Origin of the sequence: Clostridium sp. Marseille-P7770, assembly GCF_902143525.1 — a bacterium.
Classification (GTDB): domain Bacteria; phylum Bacillota; class Clostridia; order Lachnospirales; family Lachnospiraceae; genus Pilosibacter.
Window position 1 is genome coordinate 501,822 of the sequence record NZ_CABFVC010000002.1, and the last position, 23,795, is coordinate 525,616.

The 23,795-nt window shown below is 49.1% G+C and carries 17 protein-coding genes and 1 tRNA gene; 14 read left to right on the forward strand and 4 right to left on the reverse strand.

The genetic code is table 11. The annotated features are described in order from the left end of the window. The first annotated feature begins 135 nt into the window (after positions 1 to 135). A complete protein-coding gene (locus FN001_RS06110) occupies positions 136 to 1,287 on the forward strand; it encodes an N-acetylmuramoyl-L-alanine amidase (protein WP_243121945.1) in 1,152 nt (383 codons plus the stop codon). Between the two features lie 72 nt (positions 1,288 to 1,359). Here the strand turns inward: FN001_RS06110 and FN001_RS06115 are convergent. Beyond that, a tRNA-Ala gene (locus FN001_RS06115) sits at positions 1,360 to 1,432 on the reverse strand. 262 nt (positions 1,433 to 1,694) lie between these two features. On the opposite strand from FN001_RS06115, the gene FN001_RS06120 reads away from it, so the two are divergent. The 3 genes from FN001_RS06120 to FN001_RS06130 all read left to right on the forward strand — a co-directional run bounded on the left by FN001_RS06120 (position 1,695) and on the right by FN001_RS06130 (position 7,513). After that, positions 1,695 to 2,102: a ribonuclease Z gene (locus FN001_RS06120; protein WP_118297810.1), complete on the forward strand. Its 408-nt coding sequence runs from the start codon at positions 1,695 to 1,697 to the stop codon at positions 2,100 to 2,102. A gap of 53 nt (positions 2,103 to 2,155) precedes the next feature. Continuing rightward, positions 2,156 to 3,277, forward strand: a complete 1,122-nt coding sequence (locus FN001_RS06125; RefSeq protein WP_142411163.1) for a DNA/RNA non-specific endonuclease — start codon at positions 2,156 to 2,158, stop codon at positions 3,275 to 3,277. A 336-nt stretch (positions 3,278 to 3,613) separates the two neighbouring features. Then, positions 3,614 to 7,513 (forward strand): hemoblobin-interacting domain-containing protein, encoded by a 3,900-nt coding sequence (locus tag FN001_RS06130; protein ID WP_142411164.1) that lies wholly within the window; start codon positions 3,614 to 3,616, stop codon positions 7,511 to 7,513. A 269-nt stretch (positions 7,514 to 7,782) separates the two neighbouring features. Here the strand turns inward: FN001_RS06130 and FN001_RS06135 are convergent, their stop codons facing one another. After that, complete coding sequence (locus tag FN001_RS06135) at positions 7,783 to 8,253, reverse strand: MarR family transcriptional regulator (protein WP_142411165.1); 471 nt, start codon at positions 8,251 to 8,253, stop codon at positions 7,783 to 7,785. 389 nt (positions 8,254 to 8,642) lie between these two features. Here FN001_RS06135 and FN001_RS06140 point away from each other — a divergent pair, with 389 nt between their 5' ends. From FN001_RS06140 to FN001_RS06150, 3 genes are all read left to right on the forward strand, one after another. After that, positions 8,643 to 9,467 (forward strand): EFR1 family ferrodoxin, encoded by an 825-nt coding sequence (locus tag FN001_RS06140; protein WP_118320803.1) that lies wholly within the window; start codon positions 8,643 to 8,645, stop codon positions 9,465 to 9,467. A 90-nt stretch (positions 9,468 to 9,557) separates the two neighbouring features. After that, positions 9,558 to 9,887, forward strand: coding sequence for a nucleotidyltransferase family protein (locus FN001_RS06145; protein ID WP_118531890.1), 330 nt, complete (start codon positions 9,558 to 9,560; stop codon positions 9,885 to 9,887). Further along, entirely contained in the window at positions 9,872 to 10,267 is a 396-nt protein-coding gene (locus FN001_RS06150) for a HEPN domain-containing protein (protein ID WP_243121946.1), read from the forward strand. Before FN001_RS06145 ends, FN001_RS06150 begins: the two co-directional genes overlap by 16 nt. 408 nt (positions 10,268 to 10,675) lie before the next feature. On the opposite strand, the gene FN001_RS06155 is transcribed toward FN001_RS06150, so the two are convergent. Together FN001_RS06155 and FN001_RS06160 are read right to left on the reverse strand one after the other, a co-directional pair. Next, positions 10,676 to 11,203: a hypothetical protein gene (locus tag FN001_RS06155; RefSeq protein WP_142411167.1), complete on the reverse strand. Its 528-nt coding sequence runs from the start codon at positions 11,201 to 11,203 to the stop codon at positions 10,676 to 10,678. Positions 11,204 to 11,335: 132 nt separating this feature from the next. Next, positions 11,336 to 12,085, reverse strand: a complete 750-nt coding sequence (locus FN001_RS06160; RefSeq protein ID WP_142411168.1) for an ATP-binding protein — start codon at positions 12,083 to 12,085, stop codon at positions 11,336 to 11,338. Positions 12,086 to 12,573: 488 nt separating this feature from the next. On the opposite strand from FN001_RS06160, the gene FN001_RS06165 reads away from it, so the two are divergent. The 7 genes from FN001_RS06165 to FN001_RS06195 all read left to right on the forward strand — a co-directional run bounded on the left by FN001_RS06165 (position 12,574) and on the right by FN001_RS06195 (position 23,382). Beyond that, the gene (locus tag FN001_RS06165; protein WP_142411169.1) at positions 12,574 to 13,227 is read left to right on the forward strand and encodes a Crp/Fnr family transcriptional regulator; all 654 of its coding nucleotides are present in this window, start codon (positions 12,574 to 12,576) and stop codon (positions 13,225 to 13,227) included. 162 nt (positions 13,228 to 13,389) lie between these two features. Beyond that, positions 13,390 to 14,106, forward strand: coding sequence for a peptidoglycan recognition protein family protein (locus FN001_RS06170; RefSeq protein WP_486463484.1), 717 nt, complete (start codon positions 13,390 to 13,392; stop codon positions 14,104 to 14,106). A 205-nt stretch (positions 14,107 to 14,311) separates the two neighbouring features. After that, complete coding sequence (locus FN001_RS06175; RefSeq protein ID WP_142411170.1) at positions 14,312 to 15,979, forward strand: Na/Pi cotransporter family protein; 1,668 nt, start codon at positions 14,312 to 14,314, stop codon at positions 15,977 to 15,979. A 283-nt stretch (positions 15,980 to 16,262) separates the two neighbouring features. Then, positions 16,263 to 16,985, forward strand: a complete 723-nt coding sequence (locus tag FN001_RS06180) for a FadR/GntR family transcriptional regulator (protein ID WP_118320813.1) — start codon at positions 16,263 to 16,265, stop codon at positions 16,983 to 16,985. A 591-nt stretch (positions 16,986 to 17,576) separates the two neighbouring features. Next, positions 17,577 to 18,932 carry a GntP family permease gene (locus tag FN001_RS06185; protein WP_118297819.1) on the forward strand — a complete coding sequence of 452 codons (1,356 nt, stop codon included), beginning with the start codon at positions 17,577 to 17,579 and terminating at the stop codon, positions 18,930 to 18,932. Positions 18,933 to 19,009: 77 nt separating this feature from the next. Continuing rightward, entirely contained in the window at positions 19,010 to 20,749 is a 1,740-nt protein-coding gene (ilvD, locus tag FN001_RS06190) for a dihydroxy-acid dehydratase (protein ID WP_486463490.1), read from the forward strand. 272 nt (positions 20,750 to 21,021) lie between these two features. Next, a complete protein-coding gene (locus FN001_RS06195) occupies positions 21,022 to 23,382 on the forward strand; it encodes an ATP-dependent helicase (RefSeq protein ID WP_142411172.1) in 2,361 nt (786 codons plus the stop codon). Positions 23,383 to 23,795: the final 413 nt, after the last annotated feature.

The window sequence follows — 23,795 nt, forward strand, 5'->3', positions numbered from 1 at the left end:
TCTTAGACAGATCAGACGGAGACAGACGCTTTGCAAAGGCGCACATGGTCCGGGGACAATGGATCATGCGCAGAGGTTCATGTGTATTTAACCGGAAGGAAAACGGGGTGCCTTTTGAGGCAGGAAAGGAAAAAGATGAGAAAACAGAAGCGATTTAAAACATTAAAACCAGTCCTGTGTGCGGGACTGTTCACGCTGTTTACGATGACAATGCCGATGACCGCTCTTGCGGACACCGTTTATGTGAACGCTTCCAAATTAAACTACAGAAGCCAGCCATCGACAGCTTCCGGAAAGGTGCTTGGAACCTTATCGAGAGGGACCGAGGTTTCAAGAGTAAAAAATAACGGAGAGTGGAGCGAGATCCAGGTGGGAGGTTCCAAAACAACGGTCTATGTGGCAAGCCGTTACCTGGCGGCCAGCAAACCGCAGGCGGGAAACGGCTCAACGAGTACGGCAGCCGGAGGTACGGCTGCAGTCTCCGCAGATGGAACCGTTACGGTCCCTGATTCCTTAAAAGCGTACGTGGACAAGGCATGGCAGGTCGGAATGAACTCCGGCTGGAAATATGCGGATTTTTCCGCGATCAACAGCGGACATGCGGTCTACTATCACAATGGAACAGCAAACAGAAAAAATAAAGTGATCGCCGTGAACGCCGGTCATGGAACATCCGGCGGTGCGAGTGTCAAGACCTACTGTCACCCGGATAAGACTGCGAAGGTGACGAGCGGAACGACATCGGCCGGAGCGACAAAGGCTGTCGCGGTATCCGGCGGAATGACATTTGCGGACGGAACAGCGGAGAGCACGGTGACGCTCCGGATGGCACAGATCTTCCGCGACAAGCTTCTCGCGGCGGGATATGATGTCCTGATGATCCGGGACGGAAAGGATGTCCAGCTCGATAATGTGGCGAGAACCGTGATGGCGAATAACACGGCAGACTGCCACATCGCCCTTCACTGGGATTCGACAAAAAAGGACAAAGGCGCCTTCTATATGAGTGTGCCGAATAATGCCGCTTACCGCGCGATGGAGCCGGTAAAATCCCATTGGGAGTCCCACAATAAGCTTGGAGGTGCGCTGGTTTCCGGATTGAAACAGAACGGAGTGAAGATCTTTTCTTCCGGCTCCATGGAGATGGATCTGACCCAGACTTCCTACTCTACGATCCCGAGTATCGATATTGAGCTTGGAGACGGAGCTTCCGCCCATGATGACGCGACGTTGGGCAAACTGGCAGACGGACTTATGGCAGGAGTGAACAGCTTTTTTGTTCCATAGAAAATTCTGATGGAACAAAAATAACAGAGGTGATAACAAAAACACCATCCGGAAAACGGATGGTGTTTTTTATGGACCTGATCGGATTCGAACCGACGACCCCCACAATGCGAATGTGGTGCGCTCCCAACTGCGCTACAAGCCCGTTTATGAAATTGTGAGATGTCTGAAATCTCTCAACGGTCTTATTATCGCACCGGAGGAAGATTATGTCAAGAATTTTTGATGGAAAGTCAGAAAAATTCTTCGTGTAAAAATTCTGGATCTGCCTGTTTCTACCCTGGATTCCGCTGCTGAAAGAAACTTTACAAAAGGAAAAGGAATCGAACATATGGTTGCCTGCGAAGCGGAAATGTGGTAGAATACGGGATAGGATCGAAAGATATGATACAAGGGGAGGGGAGCATATGATACTGATCGTATGTGTGGATGACCATAACGGGATGATGTTCAATCACCGCAGACAGAGCCAGGACCGGATCCTGCGCGGGGATATCCTGGAGCTGGCAGAAGGAAAAATCCTGTGGATGGATGCCTACAGTAAAAAGCAGTTCGTGGAAGAAGGGATGACGCAGATCCGTGTGGAGGAAGATTTCCTGCAGAAAGCGGGCGAAGGTGAATTCTGCTTTGCGGAAGATGCGGATCTTTCCGGGGAGGAAGAGCGGATACAGGAAATCTATCTGTACCGGTGGAACCGGGATTACCCTGCGGATGTGTATTTCCCGGTCGATCTTTCAGGATGGAACTGTGTAGAAACGAAAGAGTTTGCCGGTTCGTCCCATGAAAAGATCACGAGAGAACGTTATGTGAGGTAAATCTTTCAGAGGGAAGAACGGAATAGAATCATGACATCGGAGGAGAATGACAGATGAGGAAAAATTTAAGAAAATGGCTGCTCGGCGTGATCGCCGCAGTATCACTCGCGGTAACTGCCTGCCAGGGCGCGGATGTCGCATCGGGAGCAGGCGCGGCGACTGATATTGCACAGGCAGCAGGAAATATTCTGGGAGATCTTGCGGAATCAAAAGCATCCGGAGCGGGCAGTGATCAGTCAGGAAAAAGCAATTCCGGCTCATCGAAAACGAGCGGAAGCTCCGGAACCTTCCTGTTATCGGATATTCCGGAATATTCCGGATCACCGTATGTTGCGGTCAATGGAAATGTTCCGTATTTTTCGGAGAGCGATCTCACGGATGTCTCCTTTGAGAGCTACAGTGACCTCGATGCGCTGGGACGATGCGGCGTGGCATACGCTTCGGTAAGTACGGATACGATGCCGACGGAAAAACGCGGCTCAATCGGGGAGGTCAAGCCGACGGGCTGGCACAATAAGAAGTATGACTTCGTGGATGGAAAATATGTGTATAACCGCTGCCATCTGATCGGATACCAGCTGACGGCGGAGAATGCAAATGAGAAGAACCTGATCACCGGAACAAGATATCTGAATGTCCAGGGAATGCTGCCGTTCGAAAACCTGACAGCCGACTATGTAAAAGAAACCGGGAACCATGTGCTCTACCGGGTAACACCGATCTTTGAGGGAGACAATCTTCTGGCTTCCGGCGTTCTGATGGAAGCGGAGTCGGTGGAGGACGATGGAGACGGCGTCCTGTTCTGTGTCTATGTCTATAATGTCCAGCCGGGCGTTGCGATCGACTATGCGACCGGGGATAACTGGCGGGCGGAAGATGGAGGCGCCAAAAGCGCAGCTGCTGCAGGCAGCGGGAATAGCAGCGCTTCCGAAAATGGCGCAAATACTTTTTCGGGCGGAAAGAACACGTCCGCGGGCAGTTCCGGCAGTACAGTTTCGAAAACATCTGATTCGGAGAGCGGTACCTACATCCTCAATACAAAGACCATGAAGTTCCACCGCCCGGATTGTACCTCTGTCGAGAAGATCAAGGCGGAAAATAAGGAAGAGTATACGGGAAAACGGTCGAAATTGATCGAAGAGGGATATGAGGCTTGTAAGAGTTGTAAGCCGTAGGAGATAAAAGAATATTGGGAGAATGACGAACTGGTTTTGTGTGCAGAGAATGTACATAAAACCAGTTTTTTGTTTACCAGAAAATTCCGATGGAACTTCCAGGTAAACAAAAAGGCACTGCGTGCCTAAGATACGCACTCGCGTGAAGATGAATGGTGTTGCAAGTGATTACGCGTGATACGAAATGCCTACGGGTATAAGTTTGACGTAAATGAGAAAATTTCCCATGTAAATGATATTGAAAATCATTCTCATATAATCTATTGAGAAAACAACATTGAATTGTTATAATGTGCTGGCATTCAAATTGAATTGAACATACGAGGAGGATAAAAGGTGAAAGGTATTCGAAAAAATGGATTCAAGGGAGTGGCGGTAGCCGCTGCATTATCTATGACGATGACGACCATGGTGTCTCCGGCAGCGACTGCGATCCCGACAGGAAGATGGGAGCAGTCGATGCAGACAGGAGCATGGAAATACAGAAGTGTTACAGGTGAATATGCCGCAGACCAGTGGCTTTTTGAGAACGGGAAATGGTATCGCTTCGACAAAGACGGAAATATGATCACCGGATGGTATCAGAATCCGGTGACAAAGGACTGGTACTATCTGTGGGCGAACGGAAGTATGGCAACCGGCTGGGTTCCGGTTGGTGGCCGCTGGTATTATCTGAGTGTGTCCGGTGAAATGGCACATGACGGTACGACACCGGATGGCTACAAGGTAAATGCGAACGGTGCTTGGGTTGATGCAAACGGAAAAGAGTATGATGCACCGGGTGGTGAGCGGAAGACATCCGGAAAAAGATCCGGCGGAAGTGATGGATCTTCGGACAGCGATTCAGGAAGCAGTTCCGGCGGGAATTCCTCCAACAGTGGAAATACAGGCAACAATGGAAGCAGTTCTGAAAATGGCGGAAGCACCGATATCGGTGGGGACAATTCAGGTAATAACGGAAGCACGGACAATAGTGGAAATAATTCCGGAAACAACGGAAACGCAGGCGATAGCGGAAACAATTCCGGAAATAATGAAAATACAGGGGACAATGGAAACAATTCCGGCAGCAATGAAAAACCGGGAGACAGCGGAAATGAGGAAACTCCGGAGACAAAAACTCTTGTTGTAGAGAGCCAGACAAAGCTGGTGGATCTCGGATGGAGCCAGTATGTGACGGTTGCATTTGCAAAAGGCTACTCCCTGGATGACTGCACACTCACAGTCGATGGGACCGATGTGACATCTGCGTTCACAAAAGTAGATCGTGACGGAACCATTGCAAAATGGGAGATTACAAACTTAAACCCGGCGGCTCTTGCCGTGACAGGAAAAGATGGAGAAACACAGATCATCCGTCTGAGCGAAAATGAGAATCCAGAAGCACCGGAAGTTCGCGAAAATACAGCACCGGCTGCCTTTCTGGCACATGGATCTGTATATGTGTGGGATTATCATCTTGATAACTATGATGAGAACGGAAATATCAGACGGAAACCGGAGACAACGACCTTTGATCTCGGAGAGGAAAAGAGCGGGATCCGTTACTATGCACCGGCAGCAGAGCTGACAGAGGACAAGAGTAATCTGTATGGCGTCGGCGGACAGGCTGTCGTAATGTTTAACTATACGGAAGAGGTGGACAAACAGTGGTTTGATGAGATCACAAAAGTAGCACTGGTATCTGGAAAGGGTTACAACAATACGATCAACGGTGATCTCCGATATGAGAAGAAGCTGGGAGAGCATTACGGAAATACGGTTGGACAGATCATTGTACCGCTGGGCCAGTCGAATTTCTACTCGAACGGTTCTTATTACCTGCGCATCACCTCCGGCGGAAAGAATACACTGATCCCGATCGAGGTTGTAAACGGAACGGCTCCGAGCATGGTCTTAAAAGAGGCTGGAGCGATTACAAGCGGAAAGAATATTCACTTTGAAGTGAAGAACATGACTTATGGAATCGAGATTCCGGTCAGCAAGGTGGAACTTACAGATCCGCATGGAAATACGACCGAACTGGAGAAGATCCGTGACTGGTATCTGATCGGAAACACGTTTGTCCTTTACAATGATGAGAATGCAGAAAACGGACGCAACAATATTCCGGAAGCAGGAAAATATACGATCACTGTACATTCTACCGGATTTAAGGATATGAGCTACACATTTACCGTGAGCACAGGTGCAGCTGCGCAGAACAGTGTAGTTACAGAAGATATCTATGGAATTGATGCGATGTCCAGCGCATCCATCAGCGGCGGAAGCACAAGTGGAAGCGGAAATGCAGCAGAAGGCGGAAGCACGACGATGTCCGCAGACCTGATGTTCGATGCGGATCTGCTCACGAACGCACTTCTCCTTCAGAATATCGGAGTGAAAAATGAATCTGCCCAGGCAATCGCGGATCGTTGGAATTACGATATGAGCGGTTGGGATGCGGTGATCGGGGAAGATGGGACAACATTCTATTCCTTTGCGGAATACCGTGATGCAGTTGAGAAAGCGAAAAATGAGAACGGGGAATATTTAAGCTTTGCAGACTATATTGCAGATGAGAGCGCAGTAGAAACCTTGAATCGCCCGTATGCAGTAAAATATGTGCTTGAAGATAATCGCCTCGGTGGGACGATGATGAGCGGATCCTATCTTGGAAAGACTGCACCAAAGCTTGTTCTGGTCGATGAGAATGGCGATCAGGTCAATGAAATTTCGGAAGGACAGGATGTCCGGATCATGTCGGATGACACCGCGTACTTACAGAAGATTGTTGAAAACGGAAAAATCTACCTGAACGGCAATTCCTATCAGGCGGTTGATCAGAAGCATTACAGACTGAAAGACAATATTCTTGTTCTTGACAGCTCACTCTTTGCAGTCGATAAAGACAATAAAGTGACCATCAAAGTTGACGGCTATGAGGATAAAGTATTCAATATTGCGATTGCAAAGGATCTCAAAGATGTAGCACTGGAAGCTGGCGGTGATTTCAAGACCGGAGCAGAAGTGACGATCACCAACACGGCGGATGAGACCGGTGATATCTGGAAGAATCTCCAGAGCGTTGTACTTACAAGACCGGACGGAACGAAAAAGACACTTTCTCCGGATGGAAAGGAGAGCCTTTTCGAAAAGATCGGATATACGATCGATGGAGCAAGTCTGGTACTCGGAAAAGATCTCTTTGAAGAGGCTGGCGAGTACAGTGTGGAGATCTCGGCGCAGTATTATGGCGTGGAGACGGTTAAGTTTGAGATCACAAAGAAAGAGGAAGAAAAAGGAGACGATAATGGTCGGTTAAAAGAGGCTCCGACAGTAAGTGACACAGATTATTTCTTTGGCAGTTACACGATTGCAGTGGGAATGGGAAATGATGATTGGATGAAGGCAATCACAGGTGTCACAGTAAATGGAGAAACATACGAAAAAGGATATTATAGGGATAATACATACTCGTTGTCAACGACAGATGGAAAGATTTCTCTTGATAAAGCCGGATTCACAGAAAACGAGAATGTTGTTGTAATCAGTGCGGAAGGATATAAAGATCTGGAAGTAATTCTCGATCAGAAGGGAAATCTCGTAGAGAAAGCACCGGAGGAGTCAGAGGAAAAGCCTGCTCCACTTGTGGGTGACACAGACTATTTCTTTGGCAGCTATACGATTACAGTGGGAATGGGAAATGATGATTGGATGAAGGCAATCACAGGTGTCACGGTAAACGGAGAAGCATACGAAAAAGGATATTATAGAGATAATACATACTCTTTGGCCACGACAGACGGAAAGATTTCCCTTGATAAAGCTGGATTTACAGAAAATGAGAATGTTGTTGTAATCAGCGCAGAAGGATATAAAGATCTGGAAGTAGTACTGGATAAAAATGGCAAACAGGTCATCGAGAAAGCATCTACTATGGCAATCGAACTTCCGGAAATGATCGTGAATACAGAAATCCCGGTTGTCAACGCAGATCCTATTAAGGAAGAGAAGCCGGTCGTTTCAGAAGATATTTCCGGGAAAGACTTTGAGCTTTCTGAAAAGAATGTTTCCGGTGATGAGACTAAGGAGGAAGACAGCGAAGAAAGCACCGAAGACGCAGAAGATATCGAAAACTCCGGAGATGCAGAAGAGGCGGAAACAGAAAACGAAACAGAAACAGCAGCAGAGTCTGAACCGAACACAGAGGATGCAGCAGAAGAAAATGTACTGGAAGAGGCAGCAGAGCTGTAAAGAAAATACTCAGATACGGGTAGAAAAAAAGCCTGCTGGATGAAAAAAGAAAAGTCCTACGGAAGTAAGATCCGGAGGACTTTTCTTTTTTATAACAAATGCCGGAGCATGTCATGATCCAAACAGATAAGACTTTTGATCTTTAACTGAGTCAGGGACATCCTTTGCTTCTGCTGCGTAAAGGAATAAGCAAATACTGAAGGCTGACTGCGAATATTCTTTGACAACAGTGACACAGATTTTCGCTTTACCAGAACAGGAATGCAAATTTACTTCGCCTGATAATGCTTTCGTCTCCGCGCCTTCGTATACTCCTTCAGTACATGAAAGCATATCTCGATTTCCTCATCAGAACAGGTTTCCCGAAGATAGTCGAGCGTCTGTCCAAAGACGTTCATATCGTATTCGGTGTGGGCGCTGTGAAGCTGGATCCCCTGGTCGGTGGCATGGTAGAGCTGCTTTTTGTTATTACCGGGTTCGGTCGTCCAGGAGATCAGACCTTTCTGTTCCATGCGTTTTAACATCTGGGAGATCGCCGGCTTGGTGCGGTCCCATTCGCGGGAGAGCTCGGTGACTGTTTTTCCCGGATGATCGATGATATATTTTAACATATGGACTTCCACGGGGGTGTATTTTGTCCCGGTCCCATAGTCGATCGGGAGATTGGAGGCCATGTAGAGCATGGAGGCCTGGTGGAGGATATCTGCCATCTCGGCAGCCCGGTTCGGTTTTTCGGTCATATTGTGTGTCCGTCCTTCATCTTAATTTGCACATTACATCAATCTATGCTATCATTACTATATCAAAAAAGAATGCAAAATTCTATATGAAGTTTTACGACAGCTGTTGCTTTCGTTATTTTTCACGGATAGGAATTTTCAGAACTGAAAATTCTGTACGATACCGTTGTGGTCGCGGACTTTGCCGCTTCGGAATGCGAAGCATCGGCAAAATCCCGTTGAAACATATGGACAGCCAGAAGAACGTGGCTTCATTGGGATTGACAAATCATGCCATATGGATTAAGATACAAAAAGAAGTTAATAAGCTTAACAAAAATAACAAACATATAAATTCCGGTCAGAGATACATTTGACCATACAACTTATGGATTGGAGGAACAAGGAATATGAAGATCACAAAAGTATGGGCGGTTTATTTCAGCCCGACAGGAAACGCGAAAAAGGTAGTCACAACGATGGCGAAGCGGGCGGCAGAATGCCTGGGTGTGCCGATGGGAACGGTTGACTTTACACTTCCGGAAAACAGGGAAGGTGTTGTAAGTTTTGATAAGGAAGACCTTGCATTCTTCAGCACTCCGGTCTATGCGGGCCGTATCCCGAACAAGATGCTCCCGTATGTGCAGACTGCGTTTGAGGGAAACGGGGCGCTTGCGGTAGCGGTTTCTGTTTTCGGAAACAGAAATTTTGACAATGGTCTGATCGAGCTTCGGAATGAGCTTGAGGCACACGGCTTCCATACAGTTGCGGGAGCAGGAATTCCGACGGAACATGTTTTCAGCAGCAAGCTTGCAACGGGACGTCCGGATGCAGATGATCTTGTGAAGATCGCAGAGTTTGGTGAGAAGGTGGCAGAAAAGGTTTCTGGATTGACTGAGATCCCGGAAAAGATCGCGGTCCGCGGAGATGATCCGGTCGGGGCATATTATACACCACTTGGAACTGATGGAAAACCGGCGGTATTCTTAAAGGCAAAACCGAAGACGGACCCGGAGAAGTGCACGAAATGCGGAATCTGCGCGACTGTCTGTCCGATGGGATCGATCCCGAAGGACGCGCCGGATACCTGTACCGGAATCTGCATCAAGTGCCAGGCCTGCATCAAGGCATGTCCGACCGGAGCAAAATATTTTGATGATGCAGCATTCTTATCCCATGTGGAGATGTTGAAACAGAATTATACGAGACGCGCGGAGGCAGAGTGGTTTATCTGAGAAAAAAGGTGAAAATACATTCAAATTTTTATGAAGAGTATTTGCACTGCATATCAATATCGGATATACTATAAAAAAGGAGATGATTCGATGTTGACGGATAGGATGAAAGATGAACTGATTCAGGGATTACGTGATATTTTTGCGAATAACATTGAAGCAATTATCCTATATGGATCTGTTGCAAGGAATGAAAGCACGCCGGAAAGTGATATTGATATAGCGGTTATCGTGAAAAAAGGTATGGATATTGAAACGAAAGATCGGTTTATTTGCTGGGCTGCAGATATGGATCTGCGTTATGATCGCGTTTTTTCTATTGTTGATATTGAAAAAGAAAATCTGCAGAAATGGGGGAAAATCCTTCCGTTCTATCAAAATGTCCAGAAGGAGGGAATTGTTCTTTGGAAGGCAGCCTGAAGGAATTAGCCGGATACCGGATGGATCGTGCAAAGGAAATGCTGGTTGCAGCAAGAGAAAATCTTGAGATTGGACAGTACAAAACATCGTTGAACCGATCCTATTATGCGATTTTCCATGCGATGCGTGCGATGAATATTTTAAAAGGTTTTGATTCATCAAAGCATTCGGGAGTTATTGCTTTTTTTAATAAGGAGTATCTCAAAGAAAATATTCTCGATAGGAATTTATCTATCGTAATAAAGAACAGTGCATTTTTAAGAGAAAAATCGGACTATGATGACTTTTATATTGCAAGTAAACAAGAAGCGGAGAAGCAATTGGAAGAAGCAGAACGATTTCTTGATGCAGTGGAAATAGCAATGAATAAAATGAAATAATTTCTGTATCATCTGCAGGGAGTGGACAAGTCACTCCCTGCTTTTTTCGTTTAACAGGAAATTTCGATGGAACTTCCTGTTAAACAAAAAGAAAACCTCTGCATATGAGAATGTTTCCCATCTATGCCGGAATGATTGACAGAAAAACTGGAACTCGCGAAGCGGGTTTTCACTTGTTGAGATCGTGTCGAAAATCAAGATGAAGTCCGCCAGCCGGAGCGTGTTCCCGGGATTATCAGTGTGAGACCGGACACCTCCGATACAGCTGTTATGCCGCACTCTTTCCCGGAACTGGCAGCTTCATAAAAAGATTATAGGACGCATAGAGCAAAAATGCAAGATTATCGATGCACTGGACAGGAAATACTAAAAAATAAGATTCTCCAGCGTTACTGCGGCAAAATCCCGCTACAGTGCGCGGGAATGGAGTGACCGTGTACTGTAACTCTCCAGTTTTTCAAAGTACGGCGCAAACAGTTCCTTTTCGTACGCGTATCCTGCCATGAACACGCAGTCCATAAAGAGTCTTGTGATTTCCGGATCTTCCTGATCGGCAAGGATCCGTGTCCATTCCGTCCTGGCCTGTTCGCTGAGCTTTTTGAGGAGCCTGTTCCGCTCCTCAAAGAGACTGTCGTCGGTCCTGTTTAAGTCCTCCGGCAGGAAGTCCGCAGTCCGTCCGCAGGGAGACGGGCAGGCGGCACAGTCGGGGGCGATGATGGCTTTCTGCTCGTGTATCTGCGAGATGAGATCGTTCGCAGCGGAAGCGGAGAGTGTGTTTCTTGGCATTGCAGCGGCCAGGGAGGCGAAGAGGACCGGGGCAGTTCCTGCCGGGATCTCCTTTGCTTCTGTGGCGCGGGCAAGACCGATGAGGGCGCAGATGACTGCATCCTGTTCCGGGGTACGGCCGGACGGAGTCTGTGAAGTTGATATTGACATAAGATGTTTCCTTTATAATGATTGTAATGTTACTGTACACGAGTAGGAATTTTCTGGACTGAAAATTCTGTACGATACAGTTGCGGCAGCCGATTTTGCTGATTCAGGATGTGAAACATCGGCAAAATCCAGTTACTTCATGATCCGTCCATCCGTCCCGATCGTGTAGACCTGCCACGGAATGAACTTTCCGCTCGCCATCAGGGCATTCTTTACAGCAGCTTCGATCCCGCCGCAGCACGGAACTTCCATGCGGACAACGGTCACACTCTGGATCTCGTTGTTTTTGATGATCTCGGTGAGCTTTTCTGAGTAGTCTACGGAATCAAGTTTCGGACATCCGATGAGTGTTACATGACCGTCGATGAAATCGTTGTGGAAATTTCCGTATGCGTAGGCAGTGCAGTCTGCGGCAACGAGGAGCTTCGCACCGTCAAAATACGGGGCGCGGACCGGGGCAAGCTTAATCTGGACCGGCCACTGGGAGAGTCTGCTCTCCATGGAGACCGGTGTGGAGTGCCCCGGGATCGTTGCACTGTGGGATGCCGCAGCGTGGGAGATCGTGCGGCTCATGGAACCCGGACAACCGGTAAATTCCGGCTTTGGGGCCGGGGCATCAGAAGGCGCCAGGGAAGCAGCCTTTCTCGCGGCCATATGTGCTAAGACAGCCTCATGGTCGTAAGCGGCAGCCTCACGTTCCTCAAAGCTGATCGCATCCGCCGGACAGGCCGGAAGACAGTTTCCAAGTCCATCGCAGTAATCGTCGCGGATCAGCTTTGCTTTTCCGTCGATCATTGCGATCGCACCTTCCTGACAGGCAGCCGCACATGCGCCGCAGCCGTTGCATTTCTTTTCATCAATTTTTACGATGGTTCTTTTCATAATGGTTTCCCCTTTCAGATTTTCGTATCATGCCGGAATGCGGACAAACATTCAGCCGCATTTCCGGTTATTATTCGTGGTATCAATTTGTGGTAACTTTGTGTCATGGATTGACTTTCGTGGGGTAAGTATACTACAATAACATAAAAATGTATGTTGTATTTCCAACGAAAACGTTTGAAGTGCGGAGATTACTGACGAAAAATTTTCGTTGCAAATTTATTTGCATAAGAAAATTTGTCGTCAGTAATCTCCATAGGGCGGACGCCCGAAGCTTCTTGTTTTCATGAAATGAAAACAAGAAGACCGCACTTCCAAAAGAGATAGCAGTTGCAAGTTCACTTGCATAAGAAATTTTTTCGCCATAAATCTCCATAGGGCGGACGCCCGAAGCTTCTTGTTTTCATGAAATGAAAACAAGAAGACCGCACGTGGCAAGAGAACCACACCTGGCCAAAAGCTTGCCTCCACAAAAAAAGGAGCTTCCCATGTTCACAAACGAAACAATCCCGGATTCCCCGCTCTTTGCAGGAATCCAGCCCGAAGAAAAGGAGAGCATCTTAAAGTGTCTCTCCGCAGTAGAAAAAAAATATGAAAAAGGCGACGCTGTCTTTCTCGCAGGGACCGAGATCCATTCGATGGGCTTTGTACTCTCGGGCAGTGTCGAGATCTCCAGAGATGATTTCTGGGGAAACCGTCAGGTCCTTGGACATGCGGGGAGCGGAGAACTCTTCGGTGAGGCCTATGCTTGCATGCCGGGGGAAGCTCTGATGGTGAACGTGGAGGCGGCGGAGAAAAGCCGGATCCTGTTCCTGAATGTCGGGAAGATTTTGAATGTCTGCACGCCGACCTGTTCCCACCACAATCGCCTGATCCACAATCTTCTATATATTATGGCGAAGAAAAATCTCATGCTGACGAGAAAGATCGATCACATGGGACAGCGGTCCATCCGGGAAAAGGTGATGGCGTATCTCTCCTTCGAATCGGAGAGACAGAAAAAGCAGACGTTTACGATCCCCTACAACCGTCAGCAGCTCGCCGATTACCTTGCGGTGGACCGAAGTGCCTTGTCTGCGGAACTTTCCAGGATGAAAAAGGACGGGCTGATCCGGTTTGAGAAGAACTGTTTTCAGTTATAGTATGATATCAGGGTCAAAAGGTCAGAAATCCGATGCAGACCGATCGACAGGAAAAAAAGTCTGCCCGGCATTAGAAGAATAGAAGAAAGGAAAAACTGTCCGGCCGGACAATGCCAGATCATGCGGGCATGAGAGTACCGACCGGTGACAGCCACAAAAAACATGATGACAAACAGAGATGAGATCGAGGAGCGCAGACTCCGGCGGGAACAGAACCGGAGAAAACGAAGAAAACAGGAGCGGATCCGCCGTATGATCTTAGGGGGTCTGGCGGCCGTGGTCGTGATCGCCGTGATCACGACAGCGGTGCTCGTGACGAAGAAACTTACCGGGAGAAAACAGGTGAACCCGGCAGATGTAAAGGTGCCGGAGTATGTAAAAGTGGATCTTCTGACTCCGAATAAGTATTCCAGACCGCAGACTCCTCTGGAGAAAGTAAACGGGATCGTGGTCCATTACGTTGCGAATCCCTGCAGCACCGCGCTGGAGAACCGGAACTATTTTGAAGGTCTGAAAGATCAGACGGGTTCGAAGACGACATCAGCCAGCAGCCATTTTGTGATCGGACTTGAGGGAGAAGTGGTACAGTGTATTCCGCTCGATGAGGTCGCCTACGCCTCCAACAACAGGAACAGCGACACGATCTCCATCGAGTGCTGTCATCCGGACGAGACCGGAAAATTTTATGACAGTACATATCAGACACTGGTGAATCTGTGCGCGTACCTCTGTGTTGAGTTTGATCTGAAGCCGGACGATATCATCCGTCATTATGATGTGACGGGTAAGATCTGTCCGAAGTATTTTGTGGACCATCCGGAAGAATGGGAAACATTTCACAAAGATGTAAAAAATGCGATCAGAATCCGGAAAAAATAATGGGACAATCACTAAAAATCCGAAATTCATTTTGAATTCTTTACCTAAAATTTACAAATATTATATTTAGAATTGAAAAAATACTGTGCTCTATGATATGATGGAGCACAGGGAGAAAATCCGTCGGAAGAAGTCGAAAACGGCGGCATTTTGCCCGCTGCTCGCGAAACTCCGGGCGGCGACAAAAGAGAATGGAGAAGACATTATGAATATCGGATATCTGGAAAGTATCTTCAGTTTCCTGGGCGGTCTCGGTATGTTCCTGTACGGCATGAGCATTATGGGCGACGGCATGCAGAAATCGGCCGGAAGTAAGCTGAACAAGTTCCTGAGAATGGTGACGGACAACCGGCTCCTTGCGGTCGGACTTGGCGCCCTGATCACCGCGATCCTGCACAGCAGCGGAGCGACAACTGTCATGGTCGTCGGCTTTGTAAACGCCGGGATCCTGAATCTGACCCAGGCGGTCGGCGTCATCATGGGCGCGAACATCGGTACGACGATCACCGCATGGATGGTTTCCTTAAACTCTCTCGGTGATGCGATGAAAGTGCTGCAGCCGTCCTTCTTTGCACCGCTTGTTGTTGCAATCGGTTCTTTCTGTCTGATGTTTTCAAAGAAGAAGAAAGAAAGTCTGGTCGGTGAGGTCTGTATCGGTGTCGGACTCCTGTTTGTGGGATTGACGTTTATGTCAAGTTCCGTTGCTCCGTACACGGATGCTCCGATCTTTGCGAAGGCATTTGCGGTTCTCGGAAGAAATCCGATCCTGGGAATCATGGTCGGAGCGCTTGTAACTGCGATCATCCAGAGCTCCACCGCCTCTGTCGGAATTCTTCAGACGCTGGCGGCAAGCGGAGTCGTGACAACGAACGCTGCGATCTATATCACACTCGGACAGAATATCGGTTCCTGTCTGACTGCGATCTTATCGAGTGCAGGCGCAAGCCGGAATGCGAAGCGCGCTTCGGTGATCCACCTGACGTTCAACAGTTTCGGTGCGATCGTCTTCGGGATCGGAATGTATGTGATCTCCATGATGCGCCCGGATATTGCTCAGGGAAGTATCAATGCGTTGCAGATCTCGATCTTCCACACGTTTTTCAACCTGACGAACACCCTGATGCTATTCCCGTTTGCAAAACAGCTCGTTGCGTTCTCCGGTCTGATCGTGCGTGAGACAGAGGAGGACGAGAAGAAAGAGGAGAAAAAGGAAGACGAGCTTCCGGTTCTCGACGAACGTATCTTCAAGTCTCCGACATTTGCACTGGAAGTCGGCGTGATGGAAGTTGTTCATATGGGTAAGATGGCGCTTGCAAATTTAAAACTTGCAACGAGTGTTCTTGTCGAGGGAAAGTATGAACATCTGGATGAGGTCTTTAAGAATGAGACAGAGATCGATATTTTAAATAAGAAGCTGACCGAATATCTCATCAAGGTCAACAATCTCTCTTTAAACGAGAAGCAGAAGGTGCAGGTCAGCAATCTGTTTTACAGCATCAGCGACTTAGAGCGCGTTGGCGACCATGCGGAAAACCTCGCAGAGGCAGCTCAGTATCTGAAGGAACATCAGCTTGCTTTTTCTGAGACGGGTATCGAGGACCTTAAAGAAATCTCCGTAGCGGCCATCGGTGCGGTGGATCATGCAGTCGCAGCCAGAAATGATGGCAATATGGAAGATATCCGACAGGTCAGCAAGCTCGAGGACCGCGTGGATACTCTGGAAGAAGAGATGCGCGACAAGCATATCGAACGTCTCTCCAAGAACGAGTGCAACCCGTCCGCAGGCGTTGTATTCCTGGATATCTTAAGCAACCTGGAACGTATCTCTGACCATGCTTACAATGTGGCCGGATATGTGAAAGATGAGCTGTAAGAGTGGAATAACTTTGATAAGATCAGGATCCTGTATACAGATCCCGGTGAACGTACCGGTTGTATACGGGATCTTTTTTATTTAACAGAACTTCCTGTTAAATAAAAAGGCACTGCGTGCCTAAGATGCGCACTCGCGCGAAGATGAAGATTGTCGCAAGCGACCGCGCGAGACGCCGAATGTGCCGAAGCACATTCTTTTTATGATTTTTACCTTGCCAGTTTTTCTTAACTCCCGTATAATAAAGACATCAGACAACTTGAAATAAATGTGGGGAAAATATATGGAAACAAAGAAAAAAGAAGACCGGAAACTCCTGGGAAGCCAGATCGAAGACCGGATCCTGGAGTATATAGAAAAGAAACCGCTGGCGGTGGGGGATCGTCTGCCAAACGAGTTTGAACTTGCGGAAATGTTCGAGGTGGGGCGAAGTACGATCCGTGAGGCGGTGAAGGGCCTGGTGACAAAAGGGGTCCTTCAGGTGAGAAGAGGCGCCGGAACTTATGTGCAAAGCCTGACACCGGTCGAGGATGATCCGCTGGGACTTACCGCAAAACTTCACGATAAATTTAAGCTGGCGCTTGATCTCTTCGATGTCCGCCTGATCCTGGAGCCGGAGATCGCGGCGAAGGCGGCTGTCTATGCGACGGATGAGGATATCGAGACTCTAAAAAGGCTGTGTAAGGAGACGGAGGAACTCTATCTCGCGGACAAGGACCATATGCCGAAGGACATCGAGTTCCATACCTGGATCGCCCGCTGCAGCAAAAACCAGGTCATGGAATCCCTGATCCCGATCATCAATTCGGGGATCAATACGTTCGTGAACCTGACAAGACGTGCGCTGCGGACGGAGACGATCGTGACTCACCGCGCGATCACGGAGGCGATCGCTTCCCACGATTCCACGGGGGCGCGATGCGCGATGGTGATGCACCTGACGTATAACCGGCAGGAGCTTTTAAGACGGCGGACGGCCTACGAGCAGATGGGAGACGAGGCGTGACTTTTCACGGGTAGGAATTTTCAGAACTGAAAATTCCGTATGATACCGTTGTGGTCGCGGATTTTGCCGATTCGGAATGCGAAGCATCGGCAAAATCCCGTTACAGTGCGCGGGCATGGAGTGCCCGTGTACTGTAACGATGAGGCGGCAAAATCGGGACAGAATGCAGCAGATTGTTTGGGAAAATAAAAAATCAGGGTCAGGTACATCTACACCGGAATCATCAGTCTGATGATTCCGTCAGGGAAATGACCGGATCATGGTGATAATGGAATAAAAAGCAGGATTGCAGGGGAAAATAATGCACAATTTTCCCCTGCTTTTTTTGTGCGAAAAAGAGAAAAGCCAAAATACATCAGACATGTATTGCAAAAAGTATAGAAAAATGTTAGATTATGCACATAGACATAAGACATCAGACGAATACAAAAAATAAGCGCCGGAATCCCCGGAGATGTCTGATGAAAATGCCGGAAAGCTCCAGTACTCATCTGGTTTTCACGGTATGCATCACAAGCGCGGTCCCGTCCTGGGGTATCATGCGGATGCCGCGCGTCAAAAAACACAAATATATTGGGAGGTAAATCCACTATGTCTGAAGGAGTTGTACTCAACCCGACCCGCCTTGTCCTGGCAGCCCTGATCGGTCTGGTGATCCTGCTTGTCCTGATCATCAAGTTTAATGTTCAGGCGATGATCGCGATCCTGATCGGTGCGATCTGTATCGGACTTCTCGCGGGAATGCCGACACAGGACATTATTTCGGCAGTAAATGATGGAATTGGAAACACGTTAAAAGGAATTGCCCTGCTTGTAGGTCTGGGATCCATGTTCGGTGCGATCTTAGAGGTATCGGGCGGCGCGCAGACCATCGCTGTCACGATGGTAAAGAAGTTCGGTGATGAGAAGGCCGCCTGGGCGCTCGGTATCACAGGTCTCGTGATCGCGATGCCGGTATTCTTCGATGCAGGACTGATCATTCTGATCCCGCTTGCGTTCTCACTCGCGAAGAAGACAAAGCGTTCCTCCCTTCATTATGTTATTCCGCTTCTCGCAGGACTTGCGGTCGGACATGCGTTCATTCCGCCGACACCGGGTCCGGTCCTTGTAGCGACAATGCTGAATGTAGACCTCGGCTGGGTCATCTTAGTCGGAATCTTCTGCGGAATCTTCGCGATGATCGTTGCCGGTCCGGTATGGGGATCCATCTGCGGAAAGAAATATTTTGTTCCGGTTCCGGAGAGCGTAGCGAACCAGGAAGAGATCGACGAATCCAAACTTCCGAGCTTCGGACTGATCGTCGGAATTATCCTGATCCCGTTAGTGCTGATCATCCTGGACTCCATCTGCGGTGTTGTACCGGCTCTTGCAGGTGTTGCTCCGATCTTCGAGTTCCTCGGTGAGCCGTTTGTAGCGCTTCTGATCGCGACACTTGCCGCAATGTTCGGTCTTGGATTAAGACATGGATACACGATGAAAGAGCTTGAGAAGGTCATGACAAAGTCCCTGGAGCCGACCGGTCTGATCCTTCTTGTGACAGCGTGCGGCGGCGTGCTCAGATATGTACTTCAGTATTCCGGACTCGGAGATGTGATCGGAAACGCAGTTGCGTCCATGAATCTCCCGATCGTTGTACTGGCATTCATCATTGCGGTCCTTGTCCGCATCAGCGTTGGTTCTGCAACCGTTGCGATGACCATGGCGGCCGGTATCGTTGCAGCACTTCCGGGAATCAGCGAGCTTTCCCCGTTATACCTCGCATGTACCGTAGCAGCGGTAGCAGGCGGTGCGACTGTCTGCTCCCACTTTAATGACTCCGGTTTCTGGCTGGTAAGATCCCTTGTCGGAATCGATGAGAAGACGACTTTAAAGACATGGACCATCATGGAGACATTAGTCGGCGGAACAGGATTTATCGTAGCGCTGATCATCTCATTCTTCGCGTAAGATTTTACGTTGACAGCCCGGATGAGATACACAATAATACCCACCACACAAAGAAAGAAGGAACTATCATGAAATGTCTGAAAAGCCAGGAAATGAGAAAACTTGCACCGGAGCTTGATCCGTTAAGGATCGGTACCGGCTGGAAACCGGAAGAGCTTGCAATGCCGCAGATCATCATCGAGAGCACCGCGGGCGACAGCCATCCGGGAAGCGGACATCTCCATATTTTAGTAGATGAAGTAAAGAAAGGGATCGCAGAGGCAGGCGGCCGCGGCGCAAAGTATTTCTGCACCGATATCTGTGACGGCGAGAGCCAGGGAACAGACGGCATCAACTACAGCCTTGCAAGCCGTGAGATGATCGCAAACATGATCGAGATCCACGCGAACGCGACTCCGTTTGATGCGGGCGTTTATCTCGCAAGCTGCGATAAGGGAATGCCGGCAAACCTGATGGGATTATTCCGCGTGAATATCCCGGCAGTCGTTGTTCCGGGCGGAACCATGAACGCAGGTCCGGAGATGCTGACACTTGAGCAGCTTGGAATGTACAGCGCACAGTTCGAGCGCGGAGAGATCGATGAGAACCGTTTAAACTGGGCAAAACACAATGCATGTCCGAGCTGCGGTGCATGTTCCTTCATCGGAACTGCATCCACGATGCAGATCATGGCAGAGGCTCTCGGTCTTGCACTTCCGGGAAGTGCCCTGATGCCGGCGACAAGCCCGGATCTCTTAAACTATGCGAGAGAGGCCGGAAAACAGGCCGTAAAGCTCGCAAAGATGGACAATATGCGTCCGAGCGATATCGTGACCATGGAAAGCTTTGAGAACGCGATCCTGGTACATGCGGCAATCTCCGGAAGTACGAACTGCCTGCTCCATCTTCCGGCGATCGCCCATGAACTCGGGATCGAGATTACAGGCGACACCTTCGACAGACTCCACCGCGGTGCGAAATATCTCCTCGATATCCGCCCGGCAGGAAAGTGGCCGGCAGAGTGCTTCTACTATGCGGGCGGTGTTCCGGCGATCATGGAGGAGATCAAGGATCAGCTTCACCTGGATGTCATGACCGTGACCGGAAAGACACTCGGTGAGAACTTAAAGGAATTAAGAGAGAACGGATTTTATGAGCGCTGTGAGAAGTGGCTTCAGAAGTTCAACGAGCGCTATGGAACATCCGTGACACGCCAGGACATCATCCGTCCGGCTGACAAGGCGATCGGAACAGATGGAAGTATCGCAGTTCTCCGCGGAAACCTTGCTCCGGAAGGCGCTGTCATCAAGCATACCGCGTGCCCGAAGGAAATGTTCAAAGCAGTCCTCAAGGCGAGACCGTTCGACAGCGAGGAAGAGTGCCTCGATGCAGTCCTGAAACATAAAGTACAGAAAGGCGATGCAGTCTTCATCCGCTATGAGGGCCCGAAGGGAAGCGGCATGCCGGAGATGTTCTACACATCCGAGGCGATCAGCAGCGACAAGGAACTCGGACGTTCCATCGCCCTCATCACAGACGGAAGATTCTCCGGTGCGTCCACAGGTCCGGTCATCGGACACTGCAGTCCGGAGGCGGCAGACGGCGGCCCGATCGCCCTCGTTGAGGAAGGCGATCTGATCGAGATCGATGTTATGGAGAGAAAGTTAAATATCATCGGCATCAAGGGCGAGAGAAAGACTCCGGAGGAGATCGATGCAGTCCTTGCTGAGAGAAAGAAAAACTGGAAACCGAGAGAGCTCCGTTACAAGAGCGGCGTGCTTCGCATGTTCAGCGAGCATGCGGCAAGCCCGATGAAAGGTGCTTATCTGGAGTTTTAAAAAATATTTTCTGGAAGAGAAGATCATAAATCCCCTGCAGTAACCGAAAACTGTGTCTGCAGGGAAAAAAGGAAAGTCCGGGAACGCGGCTGCATGGAGACATGCAAAACGCGGTTCCCGGATTTTTGCTTCAGGTTTTGGAATAGGGGATTGCACGAACGAGTGTTCCTGTGGTAAAATATTCATATATATGCTTCCGGTTGCGGGAGAGGTCGGGAAGGAAAGATTACGTCCGGATCTGACCGGATCCGGGAACATGAAAGGGGAACAGGATGAACAATTATGATACATTAAATCCGATGCAGAGGGAAGCTGTCTTTACCACGGAAGGTCCGCTCTTAGTGCTGGCGGGAGCCGGATCCGGAAAGACGAGAGCCCTGACGCACCGGGTTGCTTATTTAATAGAAGAAAAAGGAGTAAAACCGTGGAATATCCTCGCGATCACCTTCACGAACAAGGCGGCGGGTGAGATGCGGGAACGCGTCAACCAACTCGTGGATTTCGGTGCGGACAGCGTATGGGTCAGCACGTTCCACTCCCTCTGTGTGCGGATCTTAAGAAGATTTATCGAAAATCTCGGATATACGACAGATTTCTCGATCTACGATTCCGATGACACAAAGACGCTCATGAAGCAGATATTCAAGGATCTGGAAGTGAACCAGAAGGTTCTAAAGGAGCGGGGCGTTCTCGGTGTGATCTCCTCCGCAAAGAATGAGATGATCTCACCGGAAGAGTTTTTGCTAAGCGCAAAGGCTGACGGCGATTCGAGACTCCAGCGGATCGGGGAACTCTACATGGAATACCAGAAACGCCTGAAAAAGAATAATGCCCTGGATTTCGATGATCTCCTCGTAAAGACGGTCGAGCTCTTCCAGGCAAAGCAGGAGGTCCTGGAGTATTATCAGGACCGCTTCCGATATATCATGGTGGACGAGTACCAGGATACAAATACGGTGCAGTTTAAGCTGGTCAGCCTGCTTGCGGCGAAATACCGCAACATCTGTGTCGTGGGAGATGATGACCAGTCGATCTACCGGTTCCGCGGCGCCAATATCAAAAATATTCTGAGTTTTGAGGAGACATTCCCGGGCGCAAAGGTGATCAAGCTGGAGCAGAATTACCGTTCCACGAAGATGATCCTGGATTCCGCGAACGAGGTGATCAAGAACAACTCCGGGCGTAAAGATAAGACACTCTGGACGGAGAACGAGGTGGGCGAGAGACCGGTATTCCGGGAGTTTGGCTCCTCCTTTGATGAGGCAGAATGGGTGGTACGGGATATTGTAAAAAAAGGCGGTCCGTGGAAGGACTACGCGATCCTCTACCGTACAAATGCCCAGTCCCGTCTGTTTGAGGAGAAATGTATCGCATATAACCTGCCGTACCATCTTGTGGGCGGCGTGAACTTCTATCAGAGAAAAGAGATCAAGGATATCCTCTGCTACTTAAAGACGATCGCAAACGGCCGGGATGATCTGGCTGTCCAGAGGATCATCAATGTCCCGAAACGCGGGATCGGTGCGATGAGCGTTGCCCGCGTGAACATGTTCGCGATGGAGAACGACATGAGTTTCTACGAGGCGCTGGAGCGGGTTCAGGCGGTTCCGGGGATCGGAAAAGCGGCGTTAAAGATCGGCGTGTTTACGGATCAGATCGGTGAATTCCGAAAGATGCTGCGGGAAGAGAAAACGATCAAAGATGTGATCGAGGCGGTTCTTGAAAAGACCGGATACCGGGAAGAGCTGAAGGAAGAGGGCGAGGTGGAAGCCGAGTCCAGACTGGAAAATATCGAGGAATTGATCAATAAGGCTGTCTCCTACTGGGAGAGCGCGGATGAGCCGAGTCTCTCTGAGTTCCTGGAAGAGGTTGCCTTGGTTGCGGATATCGACAGTATGGATGAGTCGGAGGACCGGATCATCCTTATGACGCTTCATTCTGCGAAAGGCCTGGAGTTTCCGTATGTATACCTTGTCGGAATGGAAGACGGACTTTTCCCGAGCATGATGTCGCTCATGGAGGGACCGGAGGCGTTAGAGGAAGAGCGCCGTCTCTGCTATGTCGGTATCACGAGAGCGGAGAAGCGGCTGACCCTGACGGCGGCAAAGAGCCGGATGGTGAAGGGCGAAATGCAGTATGCGAGAACGAGCCGGTTTATCAATGAGATCCCGGATGTCTGCCTGGAGCGGCCGGATCAGGATGATTCAAAGAGCGGGTGGAGGAAGACCGCGGCCGACTTTGATGAGGCGATTGCGAAGGCCGGACTTCTGTGGGAGAAATCTGCGGAAACTGCGAAAACTGCCATAGGAGGACACGGCGGAAGATGTAAGGACCGTCCGTCCGGTGTGAGCCTGTTCGGACAGAAGTCAGATGCATACAAGAGTCCGTATGTGTCAAAAACATCGGGAACACCGTCATCAACGCCGGCCTTCGGAAAGGCGTTTACGGTGGAAAAACCAAAGAATCTTGACTATTCCGAAGGCGACCGGGTTCATCACATGCGGTTCGGAGATGGAACCGTAAAAGCGATCACGGACGGCGGAAAAGACTTCGAGGTGACGGTCGAATTTGACCGGGAGACAGTCGGAACGAGAAAGATGTTTGCGTCGTTTGCGAAGCTGAAAAAAATTTGAGTTAGCGATTGATTTTTTCGGAGAAATCGCATATACTAGATAACAGCTAAGGAATCCAGTTATATTTCCACAACTACCCGAAAACCCCCGGAGGTGCTAGCTCCGGGGGTTTTCTCGCTCTTTACAGCGAGCTGAACTGTTCAGGCTGTCACTGTCTGTTGTTTCTGTCCAGCCATTTGCAAACATAGTAGCCAACTAAACTTGCCATGACAGAAACAAGGAATCCAGTTATGTATTCCATACTACCACCTCCTTTCTGCTGGAGGTCGACAGCAACTTAATTTTACCATATTTTTGGGGAGGGCTCCATGCGTAGGATGTAGAAAAGAACAGGTGATTTTTGGTTACTTTTTACGGATAGGAATTTTCTGAATTGAAAATTCCGTATAATGCAGTTGCGGTCGCAGATTTTG